This window comes from Flavobacterium sp. KKT103, assembly GCF_055640565.1.
Map to the genome: position 1 here is coordinate 1,513,928 of NZ_CM145766.1, position 25,472 is coordinate 1,539,399.

Sequence of the window (25,472 nt, forward strand, 5' to 3'; positions counted from 1 at the left end):
TCTTAAGAAATGGCTAGAGAACTTAAATATACAAGAAACATAGGAATTGCTGCTCACATTGATGCTGGTAAAACAACAACAACAGAGCGTATATTATTCTATACAGGAAAATCACACAAAATTGGTGAAGTACACGATGGTGCTGCAACAATGGACTGGATGGCACAAGAGCAAGAAAGAGGTATTACAATAACTTCTGCAGCTACTACTTGTGAATGGAATTTCCCAACGACTCAAGGTAAAATTTTACCTGAGACTTTGCCTTATCACTTTAATATTATCGATACCCCAGGACACGTTGACTTTACAGTTGAAGTAAACCGTTCTTTACGTGTACTTGATGGTTTGGTTTTCTTGTTTAGTGCTGTTGATGGTGTTGAGCCACAATCAGAAACTAACTGGAGATTAGCTGATCAATACAGAGTGCCACGTATCGGTTTTGTTAATAAAATGGATAGACAAGGTTCTAACTTTTTGATGGTTTGTCAACAAGTAAGAGATATGCTAAAATCAAATGCAGTTGCGATCACTTTACCAATTGGTGAAGAAAATGATTTCAAAGGTGTTGTGGATTTAGTAAGAAACCAAGCTATTGTTTGGGATGATGCTGGAATGGGAGCAACTTATGAAGTTGTTGATATTCCTGCTGATATGGTTGAAGAAGTAAAAGAATACAGAGATATTCTTATCGAAGCAGTTGCTGATTATGATGAGAATTTGCTTGACAAGTATATGGAAAATCCTGATTCTATCACAGAGGAGGAAATCAATATTGCTTTAAGAGCTGCTGTAATGGATATGGCTATCATTCCTATGATCGCTGGTTCTTCTTTCAAAAACAAAGGTGTTCAATTCATGTTAGATGCAGTATGTAAGTACTTACCATCTCCAATGGATAAAGAAGGAATTGAAGGAATTCACCCTGATGATGCTGAGTTGTTAGAAGAAGATCAAACTAAAATCTTGCGTAAGCCAGATGTTAAAGAGCCATTCGCTGCTTTAGCATTTAAAATCGCTACTGACCCATTCGTAGGTCGTTTAGCTTTCTTCCGTGCTTATTCAGGTCGTTTAGATGCAGGTTCGTATGTTTTAAACACACGTTCAGGTAACAAAGAAAGAATTTCTCGTATCTATCAAATGCACGCTAACAAGCAAAACCCAATCGAGTATATCGAGGCAGGTGATATTGGAGCAGCAGTTGGATTTAAAGATATTAAAACTGGAGATACATTGTGTGATGAAAAACACCCAATTATTCTTGAGTCTATGAAATTCCCTGCACCAGTAATTGGTATTGCAATTGAGCCTAAAACTAAGGCTGACGTAGATAAAATGGGTATGGCTTTAGCTAAATTAGCAGAAGAAGATCCAACGTTTACAGTTAGAACTGATGAGGCTTCAGGGCAAACAATTATCTCAGGTATGGGTGAGCTTCACTTAGATATCCTAGTTGATAGAATGCGTCGTGAATTTAAAGTTGAAGTGAACCAAGGTGAGCCTCAAGTTGAATATAAAGAAGCGTTTACAAGAAGTGCTCAACATAGAGAGACGTACAAGAAACAATCTGGAGGTCGTGGTAAATTCGGTGATATCGTGTTTGTTTTAGAGCCTGCTGATGAAGTTGATGGTAAAGCTCCAGTTGGATTGCAGTTTGTTAATTCTGTAAAAGGAGGAAACGTTCCTAAAGAATATATTCCTTCTGTAGAGAAAGGTTTTAGAGAAGCGATGAAAACAGGTCCTTTAGCAGGATACCAAGTTGATAGCTTAAAAGTAACTTTGTTGGATGGATCTTTCCACCCAGTCGATTCAGATGCTTTATCTTTTGAATTAGCAGCAAGAATGGGATACAGAGAAGTAGCTAAAGCTGCTGGAGCTGTAATTCTTGAGCCAATCATGAAGATGGAAGTTATTACACCAGAAGAAAACATGGGAGATATCGTAGGTGATATCAACCGTCGTAGAGGTCAGGTAAATGACATGGGAGACAGAAACGGTGCTAAAACTATTAAGGCAGATGTGCCATTATCAGAAATGTTTGGTTATGTAACTACATTAAGAACATTGTCATCTGGTAGAGCAACATCTACAATGGAATTTTCACACTACGCGGAAACTCCTTCTAATATTTCAGAAGCAGTAATCAAAAAAGCAAAAGGAAACGCTTAATTTTAAGAAAATGAGTCAAAAAATCAGAATAAAACTAAAATCTTACGATCATATGTTGGTAGACAAGTCTGCTGAAAAGATTGTAAAAACGGTTAAGAGTACCGGTGCAGTAGTAACAGGACCAATTCCATTGCCTACTCACAAGAAACTTTTTACAGTACTGCGTTCTCCGCACGTTAATAAAAAAGCTAGAGAACAATTTGAAGTAATGTCATATAAGAGATTAATTGATATTTATTCATCTTCATCTAAAACTATTGATGCTTTAATGAAATTAGAATTGCCTAGTGGAGTTGAAGTAGAGATCAAAGTTTAAGTATCTTTCAAGAGTAAAAAGAGCACTTCATTTAAGTGAAAAGTTTTTTTTGGTTTGTGTGTAAATAAGTTATACTTTTGCACCACTAAAAAAAATAGGTCACTTAAATGATTGTGTTCTATTTTTATATTTAATAATTAATAATTAATATTTATGTCTGGGTTAATTGGTAGAAAAATCGGCATGACTAGTCTTTTTGACGAGAACGGGAAAAACATTCCTTGTACTGTAATTGAGGCGGGTCCATGTGTTGTTACCCAAGTCAGAACCAAAGGTGTTGACGGGTACGAAGCGTTGCAACTTGGTTTCGATGACAAAAACGAGAAACATTCCACAAAAGCGGCTTTAGGTCACTTTAAAAAAGCGGGAACTGTAGCTAAGAAAAAGGTCGTTGAATTCCAAGATTTCGCAACAGAACAAAAATTAGGAGATCTTATTGATGTTTCTATTTTTGCAGAAGGAGAATTTGTAGATGTACAAGGTGTATCTAAAGGTAAAGGTTTCCAAGGGGTTGTTAAACGTCACGGTTTTGGTGGTGTTGGACAAGCGACTCACGGTCAACATAACCGTTTAAGAGCGCCAGGTTCTGTAGGAGCTTCTTCTTATCCATCTAGAGTATTCAAAGGAATGCGTATGGCTGGACGTATGGGAGGAGATAATGTAAAAGTTCAAAACCTTAGAGTTTTAAAAGTAGTTGCTGAAAAGAACCTACTAGTTATAAAAGGATGTGTTCCTGGTCATAACAACTCTTATGTAATCATTCAGAAGTAATGGAAGCAAAAGTATTAGATTTCAATGGAAAAGATACTGGAAGAAAAGTTCAACTTTCTGATTCAGTATTCGGTATAGAGCCAAACAATCACGCAGTATATCTTGATGTTAAGCAATATCTTGCTAACCAACGTCAAGGAACGCACAAAGCTAAAGAGAGAGCTGAAGTAGCGGGAAGTACACGTAAGATTAAAAAACAAAAAGGAACAGGTACTGCTCGTGCGGGTAGTGCAAAAAACCCTTTGTTTAAAGGAGGAGGAACAGTTTTTGGACCAAGACCAAGAAGTTATTCATTTAAATTGAATAAAAGCTTGAAAAGATTGGCAAGAAAATCTGCTTTCTCTATCAAAGCAAAAGAATCAAATATTATCGTTCTTGAAGACTTTAATTTTGAAACTCCAAACACTAAAAATTTCATTAATGTTTTGAAAGCTTTAGAGTTAGAAAATAAAAAATCACTATTTGTATTGGGTGCTTCAAATAAAAATGTATATTTGTCGTCACGCAATTTAAAGGCAGCTAATGTTGTAAGTAGCTTAGAATTAAGCACTTATGCTATATTAAATGCTAATAATTTAGTGCTTTTGGAGAGTTCTTTGGAAGTAATTGAAGAAAATTTAAGTAAATAATAGGATATGAGCATCATAATTAAACCTATAGTAACGGAAAAAGTAACCAAAGAAAGTGAAGTTTTAAACCGCTTCGGATTCGTTGTTAACAAAAAAGCAAATAAAGTTGAGATTAAGAAAGCTGTTGAAGCTGCTTATGGAGTAACTATTTTGAGTGTTAACACGATGAACGTAAGACCGGATAGAACTACAAAATACACTAAAAGTGGTTTAATCAGTGGAAAGACGAATGCAATCAAAAAAGCAATTGTTCAAGTACAAGAAGGAGAAACAATTGATTTTTACAACAATATCTAAGATAGAAAAATGTCAGTAAGAAAATTAAAACCTATTACCCCAGGTCAGCGATTTAGAGTTGTGAATGGTTATGACGCTATTACAACTGATAAGCCGGAACGCTCTTTGATAGCGCCGATAAAAAACTCTGGAGGTAGAAATAGTCAAGGAAAGATGACCATGCGCTACGTAGGTGGTGGTCACAAGCAGAGATATCGTATTATTGATTTTAAACGTACTAAGGACGGAATTCCTGCGACGGTTAAATCAATCGAATACGATCCAAATCGTACTGCATTTATCGCTTTATTAGCTTATGCTGATGGAGAGAAAACGTATATTATTGCTCAAAACGGATTGAAAGTGGGTCAGAAATTAGTTTCTGGTGCTGAAGCTCAACCGGAAATTGGTAATACAATGCCTTTAAGTAGAGTTCCACTAGGAACTGTGATTTCTTGTATCGAATTGAGACCAGGACAAGGAGCTGTAATCGCTCGTTCTGCTGGAACATTTGCTCAATTAATGGCAAGAGATGGAAAATATGCAACAATTAAAATGCCTTCAGGTGAAACAAGATTAATCTTGCTAACGTGTTCAGCAACAATTGGAGCAGTATCTAATTCTGACCACCAATTGGTTGTATCTGGTAAAGCAGGTAGAACAAGATGGTTAGGTAGAAGACCAAGAACAAGACCTGTAGCAATGAACCCTGTCGATCACCCAATGGGTGGTGGTGAAGGACGTTCTTCTGGTGGACATCCACGTTCAAGAAATGGAATACCAGCAAAAGGTTATAGAACTCGTTCTAAGAAAAACCCGAGTAACAAGTATATCGTAGAACGTAGAAAGAAATAATAAGATATGGCACGTTCATTAAAAAAAGGACCTTTTGTTCATTATAAGTTAGACAAGAAAGTTCAAGAAAACATCGCTGGTGGAAATAAAGGAGTAGTAAAGACTTGGTCTAGAGCTTCTATGATTACTCCAGACTTTGTTGGGCAAACTATCGCAGTTCATAACGGTCGTCAATTTGTACCAGTTTACGTAACAGAAAACATGGTAGGTCACAAATTAGGAGAATTTTCACCAACTAGATCTTTTAGAGGTCATGCTGGAGCAAAAAATAAAGGTAAAAAATAAGAAGCAATGGGAGTTCGTAAAAGAGAAACAGCAGATGCGAGAAAAGAGGCTAATAAGTCTATTGCTTTCGCAAAATTGAATAACTGCCCTACTTCACCTAGAAAAATGCGCTTAGTAGCGGACTTGGTAAGAGGTCAGAAGGTAGAGAGAGCATTAAACATCTTAAGATTTAGTTCTAAAGAAGCTTCAAGAAAATTAGAGAAATTAGTTTTATCTGCAATCAACAACTGGGAGCAGAAAAATCCTGATGCTAGTATCGAAGAAGCAGGTTTATTTGTTAAAACGATTACAGTTGATGGTGGAATGATGTTGAAAAGACTTCGTCCAGCACCACAAGGTCGTGCACACAGAATAAGAAAACGTTCTAATCACGTAACAATCGTATTAGGATCTATTAATAACACACAAGCAATTTAATACAAGATGGGACAAAAGACAAATCCAATTGGAAATAGACTTGGTATCATCAGAGGATGGGACTCAAACTGGTATGGTGGAAATGATTATGGTGATAAACTTGCCGAAGATCACAAAATCAGAAAGTACATCCATGCTCGTTTATCAAAAGCTAGTGTATCAAAAGTAATCATCGAGAGAACTTTAAAACTTGTAACCGTTACTATCACTACTGCTAGACCTGGTATTATTATCGGAAAAGGTGGGCAAGAGGTAGACAAGTTAAAAGAAGAACTTAAGAAAGTTACTGACAAAGAGGTTCAAATTAACATCTTTGAAATTAAAAGACCGGAGCTTGACGCGTATCTAGTTGCTACAAGCATCTGTCGTCAAATCGAAAGCCGTATTTCTTACAGACGTGCAATCAAAATGGCTATTGCTGCTTCTATGCGTATGAACGCTGAAGGTATCAAAGTTTTGATTTCTGGTCGTTTGAATGGTGCTGAGATGGCACGTTCGGAAGGTTTCAAAGAAGGAAGAGTTCCTTTATCAACTTTCAGAGCCGATATTGATTATGCATTAGCTGAAGCGCATACTACTTATGGTAGAATGGGTATCAAAGTGTGGATCATGAAAGGTGAAGTTTACGGAAAGAGAGATCTTTCTCCGCTTGCTGGAATGGACAAGAAACAATCTGGCGGAAAAGGTGGAGATTCTCCTCGTGGGAAATCTAACTTTAATAAAGGTGGAAAACCAGACGCTCGTAAAAGAAAGTAATTTTTAAATTAAAGAAAAATGTTACAGCCTAAAAGAACAAAATACCGTAAGGTACAAAAAGGTAAAATGAAAGGGAACTCTGGAAGAGGGCATGAACTTTCTAATGGAATGTTTGGTATTAAATCTGTACATGAAGATGGTATGTTCCTAACTTCTCGTCAAATTGAAGCTGCACGTATCGCTGCAACTCGTTTCATGAAAAGAGAGGGGCAATTATGGATCAAAATATTTCCAGACAAACCAATTACTAAGAAGCCTCTTGAGGTACGTATGGGTAAAGGTAAAGGAGCAGTTGAGTATTGGGCTGCCGTTGTTAAACCCGGAAGAATTATGTTTGAAGTTGGAGGAGTTCCTTTGTCAGTTGCTAAAGAGGCGTTACGTCTTGCAGCTCAAAAGCTTCCAGTAAAAACTAAGTTCGTCGTTGCTAGAGATTTCGAAGCATAATCTATATTATATTATGAAACAATCAGAAATAAAAGATCTTTCTGCAGCGCAGTTGCAAGAAAACCTTAGCTTGGCTAAGAAAACATATGCTGACCTAAAAATGGCTCATGCTATTTCTCCAATTGAGAATCCGCTTCAAATTAGAAGCGCAAGAAGAACAGTTGCGAGATTAGCTACTGAGTTAACTAAAAGAGAATTGCAATAATTGTAATCTGCTGAAAGATGGAAGAAAAAAGAAATTTAAGAAAAGAGAGAATTGGTGTTGTAACTTCAAACAAAATGGATAAGTCTATTGTTGTTGCGCAAGTTACCAAAGTAAAACACCCGTTATACGGTAAGTTTGTATTGAAAACTAAAAAGTATCATGCACACGACGAAACGAACAATTGTAACATTGGAGATACAGTAAGGATTAGTGAAACACGTCCTTTAAGTAAAACTAAATGTTGGAGATTAGTTGAAATCCTAGAAAGAGCTAAATAATTATGGTACAACAAGAATCAAGACTAAAAGTAGCAGACAATACTGGAGCAAAGGAAGTTTTAACTATCCGTGTTTTAGGAGGTACCAAAAGAAGGTATGCCTCTGTTGGTGACAAGATTGTAGTTTCTATCAAAGACACAACTCCAAACGGAAGCGTTAAAAAAGGAGCTGTATCAACTGCAGTTGTAGTACGTACCAGAAAAGAAGTGAGAAGAGCCGATGGTTCTTATATCCGTTTCGATGACAATGCATGTGTTCTTTTGAACGCTGCAGGGGAAATGAGAGGAACTCGTGTTTTTGGACCGGTAGCAAGAGAACTTCGTGAAAAACAATTCATGAAAATTGTATCATTAGCACCAGAAGTGCTTTAATTCGTTTTAAGATGATAAAGCTAAAAATAAAAACAGGAGACATCGTAAGAGTAATTGCTGGAGACCATAAAGGTGCTGAAGGTAAAGTATTACGTGTTGACCGTGAGAAAAACAAAGCGATCGTAGAAGGTGTAAACATGGTTTCAAAACACACGAAACCAAGTGCAAAAAGCCCTCAAGGTGGTATTGTAAAGAAAGAAGCTCTTATTCAAATATCTAATATCTCTTTAATTGATCCTAAAACTAAGGAAACAACTAGAGTAGGAGTTAGAGTTGAAGGAGATAAGAAAGTAAGATTTTCAAAAAAATCTAATCAAGTACTATAGTAATGGCGTATATACCTAGACTAAAAGAGGAATATAAGAACAGAGTAATCTCTGCTCTTAAAGAGGAGTACGGATACACAAACGTAATGCAAGTTCCAAAATTGGAAAAAATCGTTTTGAGCCGTGGAGTTGGAGCAGCAGTTTCAGATAAAAAATTAATCGATTATGCGGTTGATGAATTAACTAAAATTACTGGTCAAAAAGCAGTTTCTACTATTTCAAAAAAGGACGTTGCGTCTTTTAAATTGAGAAAAGGAATGCCTATTGGAGCTAAAGTAACATTACGTGGAGAAAGAATGTATGAGTTTTTAGATAGACTTATTACTTCAGCTTTGCCACGTGTTAGAGACTTTAGTGGGATTAAAGCTACAGGTTTTGACGGAAGAGGAAATTATAACCTTGGAGTGTTAGAGCAAATCATTTTTCCTGAAATAGACATTGATAAAGTAAATAAGATTTCAGGAATGGATATCACTTTTGTTACTACTGCTCAGACAGATAAGGAAGCAAAATCGTTATTAACTGAACTGGGGTTACCTTTTAAAAAGAATTAAGATATGGCTAAAGAATCAATGAAAGCCCGTGAGGTGAAGAGAGAAAAAACGGTAGCAAAGTATGCTGAGAAAAGAAAAGCTTTGTTAGAGGCTGGAGATTTCGTAGGTTTGCAGAAATTACCAAAAAACGCTTCACCAGTTCGTTTGCACAACAGATGTAAATTAACAGGTAGACCTAGAGGGTACATGCGTCAATTCGGAATTTCTCGTGTTACATTTCGTGAGATGGCAAACAACGGATTGATACCAGGAGTAAAGAAAGCCAGCTGGTAAAAAAGTGAATTTTAATTGGTTAAAGGTTCGAAGGAAAGTCCGGAGAAAACCATAATCGCAAAATTATACATATGTATACAGATCCTATTGCGGATTATTTAACAAGAGTTAGAAACGCTGTGGCTGCAAACCACAAAGTTGTCGAAATTCCTGCATCTAATCTAAAGAAAGAAATAACTAAGATCTTATTTGATCAAGGTTATATCTTAAGTTACAAATTTGAAGACAACGCTGTTCAGGGTTCAATCAAAATTGCTTTGAAGTATGATAAAGATACTAAAGAGTCAGTAATTAAAGATATCCAAAGAATTAGTAAACCAGGTTTACGTAAATATTCAAGTTCAGCTTCTATTCCAAGAATCCTTAACGGATTAGGAATTGCTATCGTTTCAACATCAAAAGGTTTGATGACTGGAAAGAAAGCCAAACAACTTAACGTTGGTGGAGAAGTAATTTGTTACGTATACTAATAAAAAGACTATAAGATGTCAAGAATAGGTAAAAATCCAATTGTAATCCCTGCTGGAGTAACTGTAGAAGTTAAAGATGGTATTATTACAGTAAAAGGAAAAGGTGGTCAACTTACACAGGAGTTTTCGGACGTTACTGTTACAGTTGAAGATGGGATAGTTCAAGTAGACAGATCATCTGATCATAAGGACCAAAGAGCAAAACACGGTTTGTACCGATCTTTAATCAACAACATGATTATCGGTGTTACAGATGGTTTTACTAAATCACTAGAGTTGGTAGGAGTAGGTTACAGAGCTTCAAATCAAGGTCAAAAATTAGATTTAGCTTTAGGTTTTTCTCACAATATCGTTTTAGAAGTGGCTCCAGAAGTTACTTTAGAAACTATATCTGAAAAAGGTAAAAACCCAATTGTAAAGCTAACATCATTTGATAAACAACTTTTAGGTCAAATTGCGGCAAAAATTAGAGGTTTCCGTAAACCAGAGCCGTACAAAGGAAAAGGTGTTAAATTTGTAGGTGAAGTATTAAGAAGAAAAGCAGGTAAATCAGCTTAAAAAATAACATTATGTCATTAACAAAACCTGAAAGAAGACAGAGAATTAGATTCAGAATTAGAAAATCAATTAGTGGTACTGCCACTAATCCGAGACTATCTGTATTTAGAAGTAACAAAGAAATTTACGCACAACTTATTGATGACGTAAACGGTGTTACTTTATTAGCTGCTTCTTCAAGAGAAAAAGAAATAGGAAAAGGTACAAACGTAGACGTTGCAACAGCAGTTGGAAAACTTGTTGCAGAGAAAGCGTTAAAAGCTGGGATTGAAGTAGTAACTTTCGATAGAGGAGGTTATTTATATCACGGTCGTATTAAATCATTAGCAGAAGGCGCGAGAGCGGCTGGACTTAAATTCTAATATAGTATGTCTAATAGTAAATACAAGAATGTAGAGTTAGTAAAACCAAGTGGTCTTGAATTAAAAGATCGTTTGGTGAGTGTTAATCGTGTTACTAAAGTTACAAAAGGGGGTAGAGCTTTCGGTTTTTCTGCTATTGTAGTTGTAGGTGATGAAAATGGAGTAGTTGGACATGGATTAGGAAAGTCTAAAGATGTTTCTGAAGCAATTGCGAAAGCAGTAGAAGATGCTAAGAAAAATTTAGTAAAAATTCCTTTGAATGGTCAATCAGTTCCTCACGAACAAAAAGGTAAATTTGGTGGTGCACGTGTATTCTTAATTCCAGCCTCTCATGGTACTGGAGTTATTGCTGGTGGAGCTGTTCGTTCAGTTTTAGAGTCAGTAGGTATTCACGATGTATTATCTAAATCTCAAGGATCATCAAATCCTCACAACGTAGTTAAAGCAACTTTTGATGCTTTGTTACAAATGAGAAGTGCTCACACTGTTGCAAAACAAAGAGGAGTTTCTTTAGAAAAAGTTTTTAAAGGTTAATTCAAGGAAATTATGGCTAAATTATTAGTAAAACAAGTTAGAAGTAAAATCAACTGTCCACTTGATCAAAAAAGAGGATTAGAGGCTTTAGGTCTACGTAAAATGGGTCAAGTTGTAGAACATGACTCGAACCCTGCAATCCTTGGGATGATAAACAAAGTTAAACACTTAGTTTCTGTTGAAGAAGCTAAATAACAAATACTGTTATGAATTTAAGTAACTTACAACCAGCTGAAGGGTCAACGCACAATCAAAATAAAAGATTAGGTAGAGGAGAAGGTTCTGGAAAAGGTGGTACTTCTGCAAGAGGTCACAAAGGAGCAAAATCTCGTTCTGGTTATTCTAAAAAGATTGGTTTTGAAGGAGGGCAAATGCCACTTCAAAGACGTGTACCTAAGTTTGGTTTTACAAACATCAATCGTAAAGAATACGAAGGTGTGAATCTTGATACACTTCAACTTTTAGTGGACAATGGAATCGTAACTGATTCTATCGATATGACAACTTATGTTGCAAATCGTTTGGCTACTAAAAATGAAATCGTGAAGATTTTAGGAAGAGGAGAATTGAAAGCAAAATTAAAAGTAACTGCTCACAAATTTACTGCGACTGCAAAAGCTGCTATTGAAGCTGCTGGTGGAGAAGCTGTAACAATATAATTTTTCAATTTATGAAGAAATTTATTGAATCAATAAGTAATGTTTGGAAAATCGAGGAACTAAAAAACAGAATCCTAATTACATTGGGTCTGCTTTTAGTTTATCGTTTTGGAGCACATGTTACGCTTCCAGGAATTGATGCTACTCAGTTGAACTCTTTAGCAGGCCAAACCAAAAGTGGTATTGGATCTATTTTAGACATGTTTACTGGTGGTGCTTTTTCTAAAGCGTCAGTTTTTGCTCTAGGAATCATGCCTTACATTTCGGCATCTATCGTAGTTCAGTTGATGGGAATAGCTATTCCTTATCTACAAAAATTACAAAGTGATGGTGAGAGCGGTAGAAAAAAGATTAATCAGATTACGCGTTGGTTGACTATTGTTATTACATTATTTCAAGGTCCTACGTATATCTACAATCTTTATAGAACTTTACCTAGTAGTGCATTTTTATTAGGGTTTAATTCTTTTGAATTCTTATTTTCTTCAGTAATTATTCTAGTTACAGGTACAATTTTTGCCATGTGGTTAGGAGAAAAGATAACTGATAAGGGAATCGGAAATGGTATTTCGCTATTAATTATGGTTGGAATACTTGCAAGATTTCCGCAAGCATTTATTCAAGAGTTTACAACAAGAGTGACAAACAATAACGGAGGACCAATGTTATTGGTTATCGAAATTATTATTTGGCTTCTAGTGATCATTGCTTGTGTTCTTTTAACCATGGCTATTCGAAAAATTCCGGTACAGTACGCTCGTCGTACTGCATCAGGGGATTTTGAACAAGACATGATGGGAGGTAATAGACAATGGATTCCATTAAAGCTTAATGCTTCTGGGGTTATGCCTATCATTTTCGCTCAAGCAATCATGTTTATACCTGCTGCTGTTGCAGGTTTATCAAAGTCAGATGCTTCACAATCAATCGTTGGTGCATTTAGTAATATTTTCGGTTTGTGGTATAATGTAGTTTTTGCAACTTTAATCGTTGTTTTTACTTACTTTTACACCGCGATTACCGTTCCTACTAATAAAATGTCTGATGATCTGAAGAGAAGCGGTGGTTTTATACCAGGTGTTAGGCCAGGTGCTGAAACTAGCGATTATCTAGATAAGGTGATGTCTTTGATTACTTTTCCAGGATCTTTATTTCTTGCATTAATTGCTGTGTTCCCAGCGATTGTAGTAAGTCTTATGGATGTGCAGCAATCATGGGCAATGTTTTTTGGGGGTACCTCATTAATCATTATGGTTGGTGTAGCAATTGACACTATTCAACAGATTAATTCGTACTTGCTAAACAAGCACTACGATGGGTTGATGAAAAGTGGTAAAAATAGAAAAGCAGTAGCTTAATTTTATGGCAAAACAATCAGCAATAGAACAAGACGGTTCGATCATTGAAGCATTATCAAATGCGATGTTCCGTGTAGAATTAGAGAATGGACATATAGTCATTGCTCATATATCTGGAAAAATGCGTATGCATTATATCAAATTATTACCTGGTGATAAAGTGAAACTAGAAATGAGCCCTTACGATTTGTCAAAAGCAAGAATTACTTATAGATATTAAAGGATATTCACAATGAAAGTTAGAGCATCAGTAAAGAAGAGAAGTCCCGAGTGCATTATTGTGCGTAGAAAAGGGAGATTATACGTTATAAACAAAAAGAATCCTAGATTTAAACAAAGACAAGGATAGTTATGGCAAGAATAGCAGGGGTAGATATCCCAAAAAATAAGAGAGGTGTTATAGCACTTACCTACATCTTTGGATTAGGAAAAAGTAGAGCTATTGAGATTTTAGAAAAAGCTCAAGTTAGCCAAGACAAAAAAGTTCAAGATTGGAATGATGATGAGATCGGAGCAATTCGTGAGGCAGTATCAGTTTTCAAAATTGAAGGAGAATTACGTTCTGAGGTTTCTTTAAACATCAAACGTTTAATGGATATTGGTTGTTATAGAGGAATTCGTCATAGAACTGGTCTTCCATTAAGAGGACAAAGAACTAAGAACAACTCTAGAACAAGAAAAGGTAAAAGAAAAACTGTTGCTAACAAGAAAAAAGCAACTAAATAATAAGTAATATGGCTAAAGCAACTGCAAAAAAACGTAAAGTTATCGTTGAATCAACGGGAGAAGCTCATATTTCTGCTACCTTCAATAACATCATTATTTCGTTAACAAACAAAAAAGGTGAAGTTATTTCTTGGTCTTCAGCTGGTAAAATGGGTTTTAGAGGTTCTAAAAAGAATACTCCATACGCAGCCCAAATGGCAGCAGAAGATTGTAGTAAAGTAGCTCTTGAAGCTGGATTGAAAAAAGTTAAGGTGTATGTAAAAGGACCAGGAAACGGACGTGAGTCTGCTATCCGTTCTTTACATAACGGTGGAATTGAAGTAACTGAAATCATTGATGTTACTCCAATGCCTCACAACGGATGTCGTCCTCCAAAAAGACGTAGAGTTTAATAATATAATTTAAGTATAACAAGGTAGAATTAACGATTATCGAAGGATATGACCTGAATTCATAATCTCTACCTTAATTAATTTTTTAGAAATGGCAAGATATACTGGTCCAAAAACTAGAATTGCTCGTAAATTTGGCGAAGCAATTTTCGGAGATGATAAATCATTCGAAAGAAGAAATTACCCACCTGGACAACACGGGATGGCTAAAAAAAGAGGTAAAAAATCTGAATATGCTGTCCAGTTGATGGAGAAGCAAAAAGCAAAATACTCTTATGGTATTTTAGAAAAGCAATTTAGAGGTTTATTCAAAAAAGCATCAGCTACTAAAGGTGTTACTGGTGAAGTTCTTTTACAATTATGTGAGGCAAGATTGGATAATGTGGTTTTTAGAATGGGTGTAGCTCCTTCTAGAAGAGGTGCGAGACAATTAGTTTCTCACAGACACATTACTGTAAATGGTGAAGTTGTAAATATTCCTTCTTACCACCTTAAGCCAGGTGATAAAGTTGCAGTTCGTGAGAAATCTAAATCTTTAGAAGCTATCGAACGTTCTTTATCTAATGCTAGTCAAGTTTATGAATGGATTACTTGGAATAATGACGTTAAAGAAGGTACTTTTGTAACCGTACCGGCTAGACTTCAGATTCCAGAAAATATTAAAGAGCAATTAATCGTAGAGTTGTACAACAAATAATAATTGACTTAGTCGAAATTTATGGCAATATTTAATTTTCAGAAGCCCGATAAAGTTATCATGATCGATTCAACCGATTTTGAAGGTAAATTTGAATTTAGACCTTTAGAACCTGGTTACGGATTGACCGTAGGTAATGCACTTAGAAGAGTCTTGCTTTCTGCATTAGAAGGTTATGCAATTACATCTGTTCGTATCGAAGGTGTAGATCATGAGTTTTCTACTATAGCAGGAGTTGTTGAAGATGTTACCGAAATTATTCTTAATCTAAAACAAGTACGTTTCAAACGTCAAATTGAAGATATCGATAACGAAGCAGTTACTATTTCTGTTTCAGGTAAAGATCAGTTAACAGCTGGTGATTTTCAAAAATTTATTTCAGGTTTCCAAGTTTTGAATCCAGAACTAGTTATCTGTAATTTAGATTCTAAAATCAAACTGAATTTCGATTTAACGATCGAAAAAGGTAGAGGATACGTTCCTGCTGAGGAGAACAAAAAGCAAAATGCTGCAATTGGAACCATTTTTACGGATTCTATCTTTACTCCGGTAAAGAACGTAAAATACGCAATCGAAAACTTCCGTGTAGAGCAAAAAACAGATTATGAGAAATTAGTTTTTGAAATTAAAACTGATGGTTCTATCAATCCAAAAGATGCACTTACTGAAGCTGCTAAGGTTTTAATTCACCACTTCATGTTGTTTTCTGACGAAAGAATCACTCTAGAGGCTGATGAGATCGCACAAACAGAATCGTATGATGAAGAATCATTACATATGAGACAATTGCTTAAAACTAAGCTTGTTGATATGGATCTGTCTGTAAGAGCATTAAATTGTTTGAAAGCGGCTGAAGTTGATACACTTGGTGATTTAGTATCGTTCAACAAAAATGACCTAATGAAATTCCGTAATTTTGGTAAAAAATCTTTAACTGAACTTGATGAACTTGTTGCAGTTAAGAACCTTAATTTTGGTATGGATTTAGCAAAATACAAACTAGATAAAGAATAAATTACTCATATTTTGCTCTCCATAGAGGATAGTAGCAAGATGAGGGTTTAAAAAAACACGTCATGAGACACGGAAAAAAATTCAATCACTTAAGCAGACAGACAGCACATAGAAAATCTATGTTAGCTAATATGGCTTGTTCTCTTATCGAGCACAAACGTATTAATACTACTGTTGCTAAAGCAAAAGCGCTTAAACAATTTGTTGAGCCTTTAATTACAAAATCAAAAAACGATACGACTCACAATCGTCGTTTATGTTTTGCTAGCTTACGTAGCAAGTATGCTGTAACTGATTTATTCAGAGATGTAGCTGCTAAAGTAGGTGATCGTCCAGGTGGATACACTCGTATCATTAAAGTTGGAAATCGTTTAGGAGATAATGCTGATATGGCAATGATCGAATTAGTAGATTTCAATGAACTTTACAACGGAGGTAAAAAAGAAGTTAAGAAAGCAAAAAGCCGTCGTGGTGGTAAAGCTAAGAAAGCAGATGAGGCTACTGAAGCTCCAGCTGATGAAACTGAAACTACAACTGACGCTGCTGAGTAATTATGAAAATAATCATTCAATAATATTAAAGGATAAACTATTTATAGTTTATCCTTTTTTTTTTGTTTTTTTCTTTTTTGAAAAACAACAACAAGTAAGTGCTTAGCACACCAAACTTTTAAAATTGAATACTGTTTTAAAATTTGGTTTCGCTGGTATTATAATTTAAATTTGTATCATATTTAACTACACATGAAATACACAACAAGAAATAGCGCAGTTTTACTACTTAGTGATGGTACCATTTTTCACGGGAAATCAATTGGTATCAGTGGAACTACATTTGGAGAGGTTTGTTTTAATACGGGAATGACGGGATATCAGGAAATCTTTACTGATCCTTCTTATTTTGGTCAAATCATGGTTGCCACTAATCCTCATATTGGGAATTATGGTGTTAATGACAAAGATGTAGAATCAGATAGCGTGAAAATAGCTGGGTTGGTTTGTAAAAACTTTAGTTTCAATTACTCAAGGTCTGATGCTTCGGGAAGTTTAGAGGATTACTTTACAAAGCAAAATTTAATTTGCATATCTGATGTGGATACAAGAGCATTAGTAAGTTATATTAGAGATAATGGAGCGATGAATGCGGTTATATGTACAGATGGCACTGCTATAGAAGATCTTAAAAAGGCTTTAGCGGCTGTTCCAGACATGAAAGGTTTGGAATTAGCATCAAAAGTATCTACTAAAGAAGCTTATTTTTATGGTGATGAAAATGCTACTTACAAAGTCGCTGCATTAGACTTAGGTATAAAAACTAATATTCTAAGAAATTTAGCTAAAAGAGATTGTTATATTAAGGTTTTTCCTTTCGATGCTAGTTTTAACGAGATGGCAGCTTTCAATCCTGATGGATATTTTCTGTCTAACGGTCCTGGTGATCCGGAACCGTTATCTAGTGCAATTCAGGTTGCAAAGGAAATTTTAGCTAGTAATAAACCGTTATTCGGTATTTGTCTCGGGCATCAGATCATCGGATTGGCAAACGGAATCTCTACTTACAAGATGTTTAACGGTCATAGGGGAATTAATCATCCTGTAAAAAACCTAATAACGGGTAAAGGGGAAATTACTTCACAAAATCATGGTTTCGCTGTTAATAAAGAAGAATTAGAAGCCAATAGTGCTATGGAAATTACTCATGTGCATTTAAATGATGGTACTGTTGCGGGTATGAGAGTTAAGGATAAGAATTGTTTTTCTGTGCAGTATCATCCAGAAGCTAGTCCAGGTCCACATGACTCGTCCTATCTATTTGATCAGTATATAGAAAGTATTCGATCATAAATTTTGCATTGTGATTGTAAAAGGCGGACTAATAGTCCGCCTTTTTTTGTTTAACAGTTTTTTTCAATTGGTAAAGGTTCCATGTTTTTCTTTGATAGATAGTAGTGGTGTAAAGTTTAATTTTTAAATCAATGTAAATAAAAATAGCTGGTACTGTAATAAGTGTGTTTTTCGGTTGTGTGTTAATATAAAGTTCTTAATGCAATTTTTAACAGATAGTTATATCGTTTTCGTTAATAACATTCATGATTTTCATTATGGGAATCCAAAAGATAGAATATATTTGTATAATCAAATTTAAAATTAAAGTAATATGAGTATTATAATTAAAATTCACGCAAGACAAATTTTTGATTCTAGAGGTAATCCAACTATCGAGGTTGATGTTATCACTGATAATGGTGTTTTAGGTAGAGCAGCAGTGCCGTCAGGAGCATCGACTGGAGAGCATGAAGCTGTTGAGTTACGAGATGGTGGAAAAGCCTTTTTAGGAAAAGGAGTTTTAAATGCTGTGAAAAATGTTAATACTATTATTGCGGATGAGTTAGTAGGTACCTCTGTTTTTGAGCAAAACTTGATTGACCAAACAATGATTAACTTAGATGGTACAGCTAATAAATCTAATTTAGGTGCTAATGCCATTTTGGGGGTTTCTCTTGCTGTTGCAAAAGCGGCTGCCAATGAGTTAGGACTTCCTTTGTATCGTTACGTTGGAGGTGTTTCAGCGAATACCTTGCCTGTTCCAATGATGAATATAATTAACGGAGGGTCACATTCTGATGCTCCTATCGCTTTTCAGGAATTTATGATTTTCCCTGTAAAAGCAACTTCTTTTTCGCAGGCCATGCAAATGGGAACTGAAATATTTCATAGTCTAAAAAAGGTTTTACATGACCGTGGATTGAGCACAGCAGTAGGTGATGAAGGTGGTTTTGCTCCCAATTTAGCTGGAGGAACTGAGGACGCTTTAGATACCATTAAAAAAGCAGTTGAAAATGCTGGTTATTCTTTTGGAGATGAAATCATGATTGCTTTGGATTGTGCTGCTGCAGAATTTTATGTAGATGGTAAATACGATTACTCTAAATTTGAAGGCGAAACAGGAAAAGTAAGAACTTCTGCAGAGCAAGTAGAATATTTAGCAGAATTAGCAGCAAAATATCCAATTATTTCTATCGAAGATGGAATGGATGAAAATGACTGGGATGGCTGGAAGTTATTAACTGAGAAAATAGGTGATAAAGTGCAGCTTGTTGGTGATGATTTGTTTGTAACAAATGTTGAGCGTTTAGCAACTGGTATCGAAAAAGGAATTGCTAATTCTATTTTGATTAAAGTAAACCAAATTGGTACATTAACTGAAACTATAGCAGCCGTAAATATGGCTAAAAATGCGGGTTACACATCAGTAATGTCACACCGTTCAGGAGAAACAGAGGACAATACGATTGCGGATCTTGCAGTTGCCTTAAATTGTGGGCAAATTAAGACTGGTTCTGCTTCTCGATCTGATCGTATGGCTAAGTACAATCAATTGTTAAGAATCGAGGAAGAATTAGGAGATACTGCCTATTTTCCAGGTCAAAAAGCATTTAAAATAAAATAATTGCTACATTAAGTAGTGCTTTAAAGCCGTCCATTAATTTGGATGGCTTTTTTTGCTTAAATTTAACAACTTCATTGTAGATTTCTCTTTTTAATTCATGTTTTAATTCTTAGATTTGGTAAATTATTAAATATTAAGATTTATTACCAAAATATTATGTCAAAAACAGCTATACTAGACATTGATGGCAAAAAGTATGAGTTTCCGATAGTTAAAGGAAGTGAAAACGAAGAGGCTATTGATATTAACAAATTAAGAGATTTATCAGGTGTAATTACTTTAGATCCAGGATATAAAAATTCAGGTTCATGTACAAGTAAAATTACTTTTTTAGATGGTGAATTGGGAATATTGCGTTACCGTGGTTACGCAATTGAAGATTTAGCAGATAAAGCTGATTTTCTAGAAGTTTCTTTTCTTTTAATCTTTGGAGAATTACCAACAGCAACTCAGTTGGAGCAGTTCGAAAACGATATTAGAAAACATACATTAGTCAACGAGGAAATGAAAAACATCATAGATGGTTTTCCTAGAACAGCACATCCAATGGGTGTTTTGGCTGCTTTGACTAGCGCACTAACTGCGTTTAATCCAAAATCAGTAAACGTTGATAATGAAAAAGAGATGTACCACGCTGTTTGTAAAACAATGGGTAAATTTCTTGTAATTGCTACTTGGACGTATAGAAAAAGTATGGGTTATCCTTTGAATTATTACGATAATACAAAAGGATATGTAGAGAATTTCATGAAATTAATGTTCGAATTACCTACAGGTCCTTACTCAGCTAATCCAGTGGTTATCGATGCCTTAGATAAATTATTCATATTACATGCTGATCACGAGCAAAACTGCTCTACATCTACAGTAAGAATGGTAGGTTCTTCGCATGCAGGTTTATTTGCTTCTATCTCTTCAGGTGTTTCTGCACTTTGGGGACCATTACATGGAGGAGCGAATCAAGCAGTACTTGAAATGCTAGAAGAAATTCATCAAAATGGTGGAGATGCTGATGTTTACATGGCTAAAGCCAAAGATAAAAATGATCCATTCCGTTTAATGGGATTTGGTCACAGAGTATACAAGAATTTTGACCCTCGTGCAAAAATCATTAAAAAAGCCGCAGATGAAGTTCTAGAAACGTTAGGAGTTGATGATCCAATTTTGGCGATTGCTAAGAAATTAGAAGCATTGGCACTTGAAGATGAGTACTTCAAATCTAGAAGTTTGTATCCTAATGTTGATTTTTACTCAGGTATTATTTATAGAGCTTTAGGTATCCCAACTGATATGTTCACTGTTATGTTCGCTATTGGTAGATTACCAGGTTGGATCGCACAATGGAAGGAAATGAGAGAAAATAAAGAGCCTATCGGAAGACCGAGACAAGTCTACACTGGGTCGCCTCTTAGAGAATTTCAATCTGTAGAAAAAAGATAATTTTCAAAATGTAAAAGCTTCACAAATTAGTGAAGCTTTTTTTTATCTTTGCTGTAAAGCCAATTTATAAAAATATGTTAGAATTAAATGTAAAAAACGAAACTTCGAGGCTACGGGCTGTAGTTTTAGGGTCGGCAATCGATAATGGTCCGGAACCAACTGTTGAGGAAGCTTACGATCCAAAATCCTTAGAGCATATTTTAGCGGGAACCTATCCCAAAGAAGTTGATATGGTTGTTGAGATGGACGCTTTTAATAAAGTGCTTCAAAAATATGATGTGACTGTATACAGACCGCAACTTATTGAAAGTTGCAATCAAATTTTCACACGTGATATTGGTTTTGTAATTGATGATATTTTTATCAAATCCAATATACTACCTGAAAGAGAGCTAGAATTGGATGCGATACAATTTGTAATTGATCAAATTAATCCTAAAAATGTAGTGCGTCCTCCTGAGGAAGTGCATATTGAAGGTGGAGATGTTATGTTGTGGAACGATCATATTTTTATTGGGACCTATAAAGGAAGTGATTATAAAGACTATATAACAGCAAGAACGAATTTAGAAGGAGTGCAATATATCAAAGATTTGTTTCCAAATAAAGTTGTGAAAGAGTTTGACTTAGTAAAATCTAAGCTAGAAGCGAGAGATAACGCATTGCACTTGGATTGTTGTTTTCAACCGGTAGGTACCAATAAGGCAATAATCTATAAAAGTGGTTTTAGAGAAGAGGCAGATTACCGCTATCTAGTGGAACTCTTTGGTGAAGAAAATTTATTTCATATCACTAGAGATGAGATGTATCATATGAATTCTAACGTTTTTTCGATTGATACTAATGTGGTAGTTTCTGAAAGAAATTTTACAAGGCTAAATAATTGGTTAAGAGCGAACGGTTTTGTAGTTGAAGAGATTCCATATGCTGAAATTTCGAAACAAGAAGGATTGCTGCGTTGTTCTACCTTGCCTTTAATTAGAGATTAAATAATTGTTGCAGGTGATTAAAGTTTAATGTTTTTTAATATTTTATTGTTATCACTTGAACTAAAAAGAATAATATATGAAACAAACTACTAATGCAATCGTAATGATTCGTCCTGTTGCTTTTAGGATGAACGAGCAAACAGCAGTAAATAATTACTATCAAAAAGTCCTTGATGGACTGTTGCCTGAGACTGTTAATGCTAAGGCACAACAAGAATTTGATATTTTTGTGGAGAAGTTGAGAGCAGTAGGTGTAGAGGTTACCGTTATTGAGGATACTTTAGATCCAGATACTCCCGACAGTATTTTTCCAAATAATTGGATTTCCTTTCACGAAAATGGAGAAGTGGCATTATATCCTATGTTTGCCGAAAATAGAAGAGCAGAGCGTCGTGAAGAAATTTTAGATGTTTTGGAAGATCAAGGTTTCAAGATCGATAGCATCATGGATTATACCGAAGCGGAGCAAGATGGTATTTTCTTAGAAGGAACAGGAAGCTTACTTTTAGATAGAGCCAATGAAAAAGCCTATTGTGCGCTTTCACCAAGGGCAGATGAGGAATTGTTTATCGAGTTTTGTGAAGATTTTGATTTTGCACCAGTTCTTTTTGAAGCTTTTCAAACCGTAAATGGAGAACGTAAGTTAATTTATCATACTAATGTTATGATGTGCTTGGGTGAGACTTTTGCAGTTATATGTGCAGATTGCATTGATGACAAAAAGGAACGAAAAATGGTTCTTGATAGTTTAAAAAGTGATAATAAAGAAATTATCTTAATTACCGAAGATCAGGTTAATAATTTTGCCGGAAACATGTTAGAGGTAAAAGGAACTAATGATAAAAGGTATTTAGTGATGAGTGCTTCAGCTCATCAAAGTTTGACAGCTAATCAAGTGCAGCAATTAGAAAAGCACGCAACTATATTGAGTTCAAGTTTGGATACGATTGAAGCCTGTGGGGGCGGAAGTGCCCGATGCATGATGGCTGAGATTTTCTTGCCAAGAATATAAAAATAAAGAAGACCTTCAGCGATGAAGGTCTTCTTTACTATTAGATATTTTATTTATAAAATATTAGTCTTGACGATGGTGATAATGGAACTAATGATATATTGAACACCAATTGCAATGACAATAAAACCAACAATTCGTGAAATTGCTACAATTCCGGAGGCTCCAAGGATTTTAGCTAAATAGTGTGCGCTTTTTAAGACAATAAAAATGGCTACTGCTACAGCAAAAATAGCTAAAATGGAGAAGATGATGTCAGGTATACTATGGTGTTCGTGATAAAATGCAATTAACAAGGATATAGAACCTGGTCCAGCTAGCATTGGGATTGCTAATGGTGTTAACGCAATGTCGTTTCTTTTTTGCGCATCACTTTCTACTTTCTTGTTTACCCCTCTTTTTTTGTTGAAATTACCTGTTAGTAGTGAAAATCCAGAGGTTGCAATTACGATTCCTCCCGCAATTCGCAGTGCTTCGATGCTAATTCCAAAAAAAGTTAAAACATATTCTCCTAAGAAGAATGAAATTATTAATATGATAAACACATTGATTGCAGTCCATAAAGAAATTCTAGAGCGTTCTTTTGCATTGTCGTCCATGGTGAGTCCCACAAAGATAGGCACCGTTCCAATGGGGTTTAAAACAGAAAATAATGCAGCAAATAAGTAAATAAAAAGTTCCATGTTTTTTTGACGAAATTAAAAGTTTGTATCTAGGAGAAAGGCTTTTTTTCGATTAAGAAATAGTTAACTTGTGGCAACCGCTTGTTCTCTGTGTACTAAAACCACATCGAAAGATATTAATTTAAATTGAAATGGGACTACACTATTTTAGTACTTTTGTAAAAAATAAGATTTAAAATGAAAAATAAGAAAACTTTAGTGTTAGGAGCTAGTACCAAATCAGATAGATATGCCTACAAAGCAGTGAATATGCTTGTTGAAAAAGGACATTCCGTTCTTGCAATTGGACAAAATTCAGGAGAAGTTGCTGGCATTAAAATACAAACTAAGGCCATTCCGCTAAAAAATATAGATACGATAAGTTTATACTTAAATCCATTACGTCAGCGCGATTATTACAATTACATCATTGAAGCTAGACCCAAGCGTGTTATCTTCAATCCGGGTACTGAGAATCCTGAATTTTATCAATTACTAGAGTTGAATGATATTAAATCAGAAGTAGCTTGTACTCTAGTTTTGTTGAGCACAAACCAATACTAAATCTAAATTAGCACTAAAATTAAACACAAGCTTAGTGTAGACTTGTTCGAAGTTGTTTTACATGCAGAGTGTTCAGCAACTGAAAACTGTGGTCTAGTAAAAGCAGTGCTTTGCCGCACTCGAATTTAGAAATCAACAAAAACGGTAATTAATCAAAGTAGTACATTTGTAATTATGGAATTTTCTTCAAAATTATTGGAAAAAGCAGTGGCCGAAATTGCTCAATTACCTGGAATTGGCAAAAGGACAGCCTTACGCTTGGCACTACATTTATTAAAACAACCTAAGGAACAAATTGGTTTTTTGACACAATCCCTATTGGATATGCGCAACGATATTAAATATTGTGTTAGTTGTCATAATATTTCGGATACGGATACTTGTGAGATTTGTGCAAATAAAAATAGAAACCATCAACTCGTTTGTGTCGTTGAAGATATTCGTGATGTAATGGCTATCGAAAACACGGGACAATTTCGAGGGATATATCATGTTTTAGGTGGTAAGATTTCTCCAATCGATGGCGTAGGACCGAGTCAATTAAAGATTGCAAGTTTGGTAAGTAAAGTAAATCAAGGTGCTATATCTGAGATTATTTTTGCCTTGAGTTCAACAATGGAAGGGGATACGACCAACTTTTTTATTTATAGGCAAATAGCCGAGGCGAATATAATTGTTTCGACCATTGCAAGAGGAATTGCTGTTGGGGATGAGTTGGAATATGCTGATGAAGTAACATTGGGACGAAGTATATTGCAAAGAGTTCCTTTTGAGAAATCATTAAAAAGTAATTAATGAATAGTAAATGAAAAACTAAACTTTTTATATAGTAAATGAAAAGCTATATTTGTTATCTAAATTAGAAAAATGAACAAAAGGGTATTATATGTAGTGCTAACTATTAGTGTTTTATTAACATCGTGTATTTCTACGAGAGATTTAATTTATCTTCAAAATAAAGACAAATCAGCAGCAGAAAGTACAATTACTCAAGTGGTATCAAAACCATACCGACTACAAACTAATGATGTATTAAGCATCACGATAAAAGCTAGTGATCCTAAATTAGTTGAGATTTTTAACACTACTAACGGAGGGGAAGCAGGGAAGTCAGAAGGTGCCTTGTACTTTGATGGTTTTACTGTAGATGATCATGGGAATATTAGATTCCCAATTTTAGGCGAAATAAATGTAATAGGCTACACACTTGATGAAGTGCGACTTAATATTGAAAAACAATTGTTAGAGACTTATTTCAGGAAAGAAGCAAATATATTTGTTACAGCAAAATTAGCAGGATTTAGGTATACCATTAACGGTGAGATTGGTGGTACAGGAACAAAGGTTTTATTTCAAGAGCATGTAAATATTTTAGAGGCTATAGCTAACTCTGGAGATATTGCTATTACTGGTGATAGAAAAGCAGTCACTATTATCCGTAAAACTCCTACGGGTACTGAAATGCATGATATTGATTTAACAGATATTAATGTCATGAAATCGCCTTATTTCTACTTACAACCCAACGATTATATTTATATTAAACCTCTTAAACAAAAGACTTGGGGGACGGGGAAAACAGGTATTGAATCTTTAACCACATTGGTTTCTCTACTTTCATTGGCAACAACAACTTATTTTTTATTATTTAAAAATTAAAAAC

39 protein-coding genes are annotated in these 25,472 nt (G+C 35.1%); 38 read left to right on the forward strand and 1 reads right to left on the reverse strand.

Translation table 11 applies throughout. The annotated features are described in order from the left end of the window. The first annotated feature begins 9 nt into the window (after nt 1-9). The 35 genes from fusA to ctlX all read left to right on the forward strand — a co-directional run bounded on the left by fusA (nt 10) and on the right by ctlX (nt 22,583). The gene (fusA, locus tag ACZ2G0_RS06385) at nt 10-2,166 is read left to right on the forward strand and encodes an elongation factor G (protein ID WP_470309515.1); all 2,157 of its coding nucleotides are present in this window, start codon (nt 10-12) and stop codon (nt 2,164-2,166) included. A 10-nt stretch (nt 2,167-2,176) separates the two neighbouring features. Next, on the forward strand, nt 2,177-2,482 hold the full coding sequence (gene rpsJ / locus ACZ2G0_RS06390; RefSeq protein ID WP_011963470.1) for a 30S ribosomal protein S10: 306 nt from the start codon (nt 2,177-2,179) through the stop codon (nt 2,480-2,482). Nucleotides 2,483-2,635: 153 nt separating this feature from the next. Continuing rightward, nucleotides 2,636-3,253, forward strand: a complete 618-nt coding sequence (gene rplC / locus ACZ2G0_RS06395) for a 50S ribosomal protein L3 (protein ID WP_470309516.1) — start codon at nt 2,636-2,638, stop codon at nt 3,251-3,253. Continuing rightward, entirely contained in the window at nt 3,253-3,882 is a 630-nt protein-coding gene (rplD, locus tag ACZ2G0_RS06400) for a 50S ribosomal protein L4 (RefSeq protein WP_470309517.1), read from the forward strand. Before rplC ends, rplD begins: the two co-directional genes overlap by 1 nt. A gap of 6 nt (nt 3,883-3,888) precedes the next feature. Then, entirely contained in the window at nt 3,889-4,179 is a 291-nt protein-coding gene (rplW, locus tag ACZ2G0_RS06405; protein ID WP_264566653.1) for a 50S ribosomal protein L23, read from the forward strand. A 9-nt stretch (nt 4,180-4,188) separates the two neighbouring features. Beyond that, complete coding sequence (gene rplB / locus ACZ2G0_RS06410; protein ID WP_470309518.1) at nt 4,189-5,013, forward strand: 50S ribosomal protein L2; 825 nt, start codon at nt 4,189-4,191, stop codon at nt 5,011-5,013. A 6-nt stretch (nt 5,014-5,019) separates the two neighbouring features. After that, entirely contained in the window at nt 5,020-5,298 is a 279-nt protein-coding gene (rpsS, locus tag ACZ2G0_RS06415) for a 30S ribosomal protein S19 (protein WP_007136562.1), read from the forward strand. 6 nt (nt 5,299-5,304) lie between these two features. Further along, nucleotides 5,305-5,715, forward strand: a complete 411-nt coding sequence (rplV, locus tag ACZ2G0_RS06420) for a 50S ribosomal protein L22 (protein WP_470309519.1) — start codon at nt 5,305-5,307, stop codon at nt 5,713-5,715. A 6-nt stretch (nt 5,716-5,721) separates the two neighbouring features. Then, on the forward strand, nt 5,722-6,471 hold the full coding sequence (gene rpsC, locus ACZ2G0_RS06425) for a 30S ribosomal protein S3 (protein WP_470309520.1): 750 nt from the start codon (nt 5,722-5,724) through the stop codon (nt 6,469-6,471). Nucleotides 6,472-6,489: 18 nt separating this feature from the next. After that, nucleotides 6,490-6,915 carry a 50S ribosomal protein L16 gene (gene rplP / locus ACZ2G0_RS06430; protein ID WP_016989325.1) on the forward strand — a complete coding sequence of 142 codons (426 nt, stop codon included), beginning with the start codon at nt 6,490-6,492 and terminating at the stop codon, nt 6,913-6,915. A gap of 13 nt (nt 6,916-6,928) precedes the next feature. Then, nucleotides 6,929-7,120, forward strand: coding sequence for a 50S ribosomal protein L29 (rpmC, locus tag ACZ2G0_RS06435; RefSeq protein ID WP_470309521.1), 192 nt, complete (start codon nt 6,929-6,931; stop codon nt 7,118-7,120). Between the two features lie 17 nt (nt 7,121-7,137). Further along, the gene (rpsQ, locus tag ACZ2G0_RS06440) at nt 7,138-7,398 is read left to right on the forward strand and encodes a 30S ribosomal protein S17 (RefSeq protein WP_239868221.1); all 261 of its coding nucleotides are present in this window, start codon (nt 7,138-7,140) and stop codon (nt 7,396-7,398) included. 2 nt (nt 7,399-7,400) lie between these two features. Next, nucleotides 7,401-7,769: a 50S ribosomal protein L14 gene (gene rplN, locus ACZ2G0_RS06445; protein WP_007136556.1), complete on the forward strand. Its 369-nt coding sequence runs from the start codon at nt 7,401-7,403 to the stop codon at nt 7,767-7,769. An 11-nt stretch (nt 7,770-7,780) separates the two neighbouring features. Continuing rightward, nucleotides 7,781-8,095, forward strand: coding sequence for a 50S ribosomal protein L24 (gene rplX / locus ACZ2G0_RS06450; protein ID WP_470309522.1), 315 nt, complete (start codon nt 7,781-7,783; stop codon nt 8,093-8,095). A gap of 2 nt (nt 8,096-8,097) precedes the next feature. Then, nucleotides 8,098-8,649: a 50S ribosomal protein L5 gene (gene rplE, locus ACZ2G0_RS06455; protein WP_470309523.1), complete on the forward strand. Its 552-nt coding sequence runs from the start codon at nt 8,098-8,100 to the stop codon at nt 8,647-8,649. 3 nt (nt 8,650-8,652) lie between these two features. After that, nucleotides 8,653-8,922, forward strand: a complete 270-nt coding sequence (rpsN, locus tag ACZ2G0_RS06460) for a 30S ribosomal protein S14 (RefSeq protein ID WP_026707007.1) — start codon at nt 8,653-8,655, stop codon at nt 8,920-8,922. Nucleotides 8,923-8,993: 71 nt separating this feature from the next. Then, complete coding sequence (gene rpsH, locus ACZ2G0_RS06465; RefSeq protein WP_072945389.1) at nt 8,994-9,392, forward strand: 30S ribosomal protein S8; 399 nt, start codon at nt 8,994-8,996, stop codon at nt 9,390-9,392. Between the two features lie 15 nt (nt 9,393-9,407). Beyond that, complete coding sequence (rplF, locus tag ACZ2G0_RS06470; protein ID WP_470309525.1) at nt 9,408-9,950, forward strand: 50S ribosomal protein L6; 543 nt, start codon at nt 9,408-9,410, stop codon at nt 9,948-9,950. 11 nt (nt 9,951-9,961) lie between these two features. Continuing rightward, nucleotides 9,962-10,312, forward strand: a complete 351-nt coding sequence (gene rplR / locus ACZ2G0_RS06475; RefSeq protein WP_470309526.1) for a 50S ribosomal protein L18 — start codon at nt 9,962-9,964, stop codon at nt 10,310-10,312. A gap of 6 nt (nt 10,313-10,318) precedes the next feature. Then, entirely contained in the window at nt 10,319-10,846 is a 528-nt protein-coding gene (gene rpsE / locus ACZ2G0_RS06480) for a 30S ribosomal protein S5 (RefSeq protein WP_144256165.1), read from the forward strand. A gap of 12 nt (nt 10,847-10,858) precedes the next feature. Further along, on the forward strand, nt 10,859-11,041 hold the full coding sequence (gene rpmD / locus ACZ2G0_RS06485; RefSeq protein WP_026707002.1) for a 50S ribosomal protein L30: 183 nt from the start codon (nt 10,859-10,861) through the stop codon (nt 11,039-11,041). A gap of 11 nt (nt 11,042-11,052) precedes the next feature. Next, nucleotides 11,053-11,505 carry a 50S ribosomal protein L15 gene (gene rplO, locus ACZ2G0_RS06490; RefSeq protein WP_187010091.1) on the forward strand — a complete coding sequence of 151 codons (453 nt, stop codon included), beginning with the start codon at nt 11,053-11,055 and terminating at the stop codon, nt 11,503-11,505. A gap of 11 nt (nt 11,506-11,516) precedes the next feature. Next, the gene (gene secY / locus ACZ2G0_RS06495; RefSeq protein ID WP_470309527.1) at nt 11,517-12,863 is read left to right on the forward strand and encodes a preprotein translocase subunit SecY; all 1,347 of its coding nucleotides are present in this window, start codon (nt 11,517-11,519) and stop codon (nt 12,861-12,863) included. A gap of 4 nt (nt 12,864-12,867) precedes the next feature. Next, entirely contained in the window at nt 12,868-13,083 is a 216-nt protein-coding gene (infA, locus tag ACZ2G0_RS06500) for a translation initiation factor IF-1 (protein WP_007136545.1), read from the forward strand. Nucleotides 13,084-13,095: 12 nt separating this feature from the next. Further along, nucleotides 13,096-13,212 carry a type B 50S ribosomal protein L36 gene (gene ykgO / locus ACZ2G0_RS06505; protein ID WP_072945378.1) on the forward strand — a complete coding sequence of 39 codons (117 nt, stop codon included), beginning with the start codon at nt 13,096-13,098 and terminating at the stop codon, nt 13,210-13,212. Between the two features lie 2 nt (nt 13,213-13,214). After that, a complete protein-coding gene (rpsM, locus tag ACZ2G0_RS06510) occupies nt 13,215-13,589 on the forward strand; it encodes a 30S ribosomal protein S13 (protein WP_470309528.1) in 375 nt (124 codons plus the stop codon). 8 nt (nt 13,590-13,597) lie between these two features. Next, nucleotides 13,598-13,981 carry a 30S ribosomal protein S11 gene (gene rpsK / locus ACZ2G0_RS06515; protein WP_024981527.1) on the forward strand — a complete coding sequence of 128 codons (384 nt, stop codon included), beginning with the start codon at nt 13,598-13,600 and terminating at the stop codon, nt 13,979-13,981. A gap of 91 nt (nt 13,982-14,072) precedes the next feature. Beyond that, nucleotides 14,073-14,678, forward strand: a complete 606-nt coding sequence (gene rpsD, locus ACZ2G0_RS06520) for a 30S ribosomal protein S4 (protein ID WP_470309529.1) — start codon at nt 14,073-14,075, stop codon at nt 14,676-14,678. Between the two features lie 21 nt (nt 14,679-14,699). After that, entirely contained in the window at nt 14,700-15,692 is a 993-nt protein-coding gene (locus ACZ2G0_RS06525; RefSeq protein ID WP_187010088.1) for a DNA-directed RNA polymerase subunit alpha, read from the forward strand. Between the two features lie 62 nt (nt 15,693-15,754). Further along, nucleotides 15,755-16,243 (forward strand): 50S ribosomal protein L17, encoded by a 489-nt coding sequence (gene rplQ / locus ACZ2G0_RS06530; RefSeq protein ID WP_470309530.1) that lies wholly within the window; start codon nt 15,755-15,757, stop codon nt 16,241-16,243. Nucleotides 16,244-16,435: 192 nt separating this feature from the next. Next, on the forward strand, nt 16,436-17,536 hold the full coding sequence (carA, locus tag ACZ2G0_RS06535) for a glutamine-hydrolyzing carbamoyl-phosphate synthase small subunit (protein WP_470309531.1): 1,101 nt from the start codon (nt 16,436-16,438) through the stop codon (nt 17,534-17,536). A gap of 313 nt (nt 17,537-17,849) precedes the next feature. After that, entirely contained in the window at nt 17,850-19,142 is a 1,293-nt protein-coding gene (gene eno / locus ACZ2G0_RS06540) for a phosphopyruvate hydratase (RefSeq protein ID WP_470309532.1), read from the forward strand. Nucleotides 19,143-19,298: 156 nt separating this feature from the next. Next, nucleotides 19,299-20,582 (forward strand): citrate synthase, encoded by a 1,284-nt coding sequence (locus tag ACZ2G0_RS06545; RefSeq protein WP_300283895.1) that lies wholly within the window; start codon nt 19,299-19,301, stop codon nt 20,580-20,582. A gap of 74 nt (nt 20,583-20,656) precedes the next feature. Further along, nucleotides 20,657-21,571, forward strand: coding sequence for a dimethylarginine dimethylaminohydrolase family protein (locus tag ACZ2G0_RS06550; protein WP_470309533.1), 915 nt, complete (start codon nt 20,657-20,659; stop codon nt 21,569-21,571). A gap of 76 nt (nt 21,572-21,647) precedes the next feature. Next, on the forward strand, nt 21,648-22,583 hold the full coding sequence (gene ctlX, locus ACZ2G0_RS06555; RefSeq protein ID WP_470309534.1) for a citrulline utilization hydrolase CtlX: 936 nt from the start codon (nt 21,648-21,650) through the stop codon (nt 22,581-22,583). A gap of 53 nt (nt 22,584-22,636) precedes the next feature. Here ctlX and ACZ2G0_RS06560 read toward each other — a convergent pair whose 3' ends face one another. Next, on the reverse strand, nt 22,637-23,266 hold the full coding sequence (locus ACZ2G0_RS06560) for a MarC family NAAT transporter (RefSeq protein ID WP_470309535.1): 630 nt from the start codon (nt 23,264-23,266) through the stop codon (nt 22,637-22,639). Nucleotides 23,267-23,443: 177 nt separating this feature from the next. Between ACZ2G0_RS06560 and ACZ2G0_RS06565 the strand changes: the two genes are divergently transcribed. The 3 genes from ACZ2G0_RS06565 (at nt 23,444) to ACZ2G0_RS06575 (ending at nt 25,468) form a co-directional block, all read left to right on the forward strand. Beyond that, a complete protein-coding gene (locus tag ACZ2G0_RS06565; RefSeq protein WP_470309536.1) occupies nt 23,444-23,809 on the forward strand; it encodes a CoA-binding protein in 366 nt (121 codons plus the stop codon). A gap of 174 nt (nt 23,810-23,983) precedes the next feature. Further along, nucleotides 23,984-24,604 carry a recombination mediator RecR gene (gene recR, locus ACZ2G0_RS06570; RefSeq protein ID WP_470309537.1) on the forward strand — a complete coding sequence of 207 codons (621 nt, stop codon included), beginning with the start codon at nt 23,984-23,986 and terminating at the stop codon, nt 24,602-24,604. 72 nt (nt 24,605-24,676) lie between these two features. Further along, on the forward strand, nt 24,677-25,468 hold the full coding sequence (locus ACZ2G0_RS06575) for a polysaccharide biosynthesis/export family protein (protein WP_470309538.1): 792 nt from the start codon (nt 24,677-24,679) through the stop codon (nt 25,466-25,468). Nucleotides 25,469-25,472 lie beyond the last annotated feature (4 nt).

Coding starts and splice junctions, on each gene's coding strand:
- rplN (WP_007136556.1), top strand. CDS start 7,401: ATGGTACAACAAGAATCAAGACTAAAAGTAGCAGACAATACTGGAGCA.
- fusA (WP_470309515.1), top strand. CDS start 10: ATGGCTAGAGAACTTAAATATACAAGAAACATAGGAATTGCTGCTCAC.
- rpsQ (WP_239868221.1), top strand. CDS start 7,138: ATGGAAGAAAAAAGAAATTTAAGAAAAGAGAGAATTGGTGTTGTAACT.
- rpsS (WP_007136562.1), top strand. CDS start 5,020: ATGGCACGTTCATTAAAAAAAGGACCTTTTGTTCATTATAAGTTAGAC.
- rplO (WP_187010091.1), top strand. CDS start 11,053: ATGAATTTAAGTAACTTACAACCAGCTGAAGGGTCAACGCACAATCAA.
- rplE (WP_470309523.1), top strand. CDS start 8,098: ATGGCGTATATACCTAGACTAAAAGAGGAATATAAGAACAGAGTAATC.
- rpsC (WP_470309520.1), top strand. CDS start 5,722: ATGGGACAAAAGACAAATCCAATTGGAAATAGACTTGGTATCATCAGA.
- rplQ (WP_470309530.1), top strand. CDS start 15,755: ATGAGACACGGAAAAAAATTCAATCACTTAAGCAGACAGACAGCACAT.
- infA (WP_007136545.1), top strand. CDS start 12,868: ATGGCAAAACAATCAGCAATAGAACAAGACGGTTCGATCATTGAAGCA.
- ykgO (WP_072945378.1), top strand. CDS start 13,096: ATGAAAGTTAGAGCATCAGTAAAGAAGAGAAGTCCCGAGTGCATTATT.
- rplR (WP_470309526.1), top strand. CDS start 9,962: ATGTCATTAACAAAACCTGAAAGAAGACAGAGAATTAGATTCAGAATT.
- rpsM (WP_470309528.1), top strand. CDS start 13,215: ATGGCAAGAATAGCAGGGGTAGATATCCCAAAAAATAAGAGAGGTGTT.
- ACZ2G0_RS06560 (WP_470309535.1), bottom strand. CDS start 23,266: ATGGAACTTTTTATTTACTTATTTGCTGCATTATTTTCTGTTTTAAAC.
- ACZ2G0_RS06545 (WP_300283895.1), top strand. CDS start 19,299: ATGTCAAAAACAGCTATACTAGACATTGATGGCAAAAAGTATGAGTTT.
- carA (WP_470309531.1), top strand. CDS start 16,436: ATGAAATACACAACAAGAAATAGCGCAGTTTTACTACTTAGTGATGGT.
- rpmD (WP_026707002.1), top strand. CDS start 10,859: ATGGCTAAATTATTAGTAAAACAAGTTAGAAGTAAAATCAACTGTCCA.
- ACZ2G0_RS06525 (WP_187010088.1), top strand. CDS start 14,700: ATGGCAATATTTAATTTTCAGAAGCCCGATAAAGTTATCATGATCGAT.
- recR (WP_470309537.1), top strand. CDS start 23,984: ATGGAATTTTCTTCAAAATTATTGGAAAAAGCAGTGGCCGAAATTGCT.
- secY (WP_470309527.1), top strand. CDS start 11,517: ATGAAGAAATTTATTGAATCAATAAGTAATGTTTGGAAAATCGAGGAA.
- rplF (WP_470309525.1), top strand. CDS start 9,408: ATGTCAAGAATAGGTAAAAATCCAATTGTAATCCCTGCTGGAGTAACT.
- rplV (WP_470309519.1), top strand. CDS start 5,305: ATGGGAGTTCGTAAAAGAGAAACAGCAGATGCGAGAAAAGAGGCTAAT.
- rpmC (WP_470309521.1), top strand. CDS start 6,929: ATGAAACAATCAGAAATAAAAGATCTTTCTGCAGCGCAGTTGCAAGAA.
- ACZ2G0_RS06575 (WP_470309538.1), top strand. CDS start 24,677: ATGAACAAAAGGGTATTATATGTAGTGCTAACTATTAGTGTTTTATTA.
- rpsN (WP_026707007.1), top strand. CDS start 8,653: ATGGCTAAAGAATCAATGAAAGCCCGTGAGGTGAAGAGAGAAAAAACG.
- rpsE (WP_144256165.1), top strand. CDS start 10,319: ATGTCTAATAGTAAATACAAGAATGTAGAGTTAGTAAAACCAAGTGGT.
- ctlX (WP_470309534.1), top strand. CDS start 21,648: ATGAAACAAACTACTAATGCAATCGTAATGATTCGTCCTGTTGCTTTT.
- rplP (WP_016989325.1), top strand. CDS start 6,490: ATGTTACAGCCTAAAAGAACAAAATACCGTAAGGTACAAAAAGGTAAA.
- rpsJ (WP_011963470.1), top strand. CDS start 2,177: ATGAGTCAAAAAATCAGAATAAAACTAAAATCTTACGATCATATGTTG.
- ACZ2G0_RS06565 (WP_470309536.1), top strand. CDS start 23,444: ATGAAAAATAAGAAAACTTTAGTGTTAGGAGCTAGTACCAAATCAGAT.
- ACZ2G0_RS06550 (WP_470309533.1), top strand. CDS start 20,657: ATGTTAGAATTAAATGTAAAAAACGAAACTTCGAGGCTACGGGCTGTA.
- rpsD (WP_470309529.1), top strand. CDS start 14,073: ATGGCAAGATATACTGGTCCAAAAACTAGAATTGCTCGTAAATTTGGC.
- rplX (WP_470309522.1), top strand. CDS start 7,781: ATGATAAAGCTAAAAATAAAAACAGGAGACATCGTAAGAGTAATTGCT.
- rplD (WP_470309517.1), top strand. CDS start 3,253: ATGGAAGCAAAAGTATTAGATTTCAATGGAAAAGATACTGGAAGAAAA.
- eno (WP_470309532.1), top strand. CDS start 17,850: ATGAGTATTATAATTAAAATTCACGCAAGACAAATTTTTGATTCTAGA.
- rplW (WP_264566653.1), top strand. CDS start 3,889: ATGAGCATCATAATTAAACCTATAGTAACGGAAAAAGTAACCAAAGAA.
- rplB (WP_470309518.1), top strand. CDS start 4,189: ATGTCAGTAAGAAAATTAAAACCTATTACCCCAGGTCAGCGATTTAGA.
- rpsK (WP_024981527.1), top strand. CDS start 13,598: ATGGCTAAAGCAACTGCAAAAAAACGTAAAGTTATCGTTGAATCAACG.
- rplC (WP_470309516.1), top strand. CDS start 2,636: ATGTCTGGGTTAATTGGTAGAAAAATCGGCATGACTAGTCTTTTTGAC.
- rpsH (WP_072945389.1), top strand. CDS start 8,994: ATGTATACAGATCCTATTGCGGATTATTTAACAAGAGTTAGAAACGCT.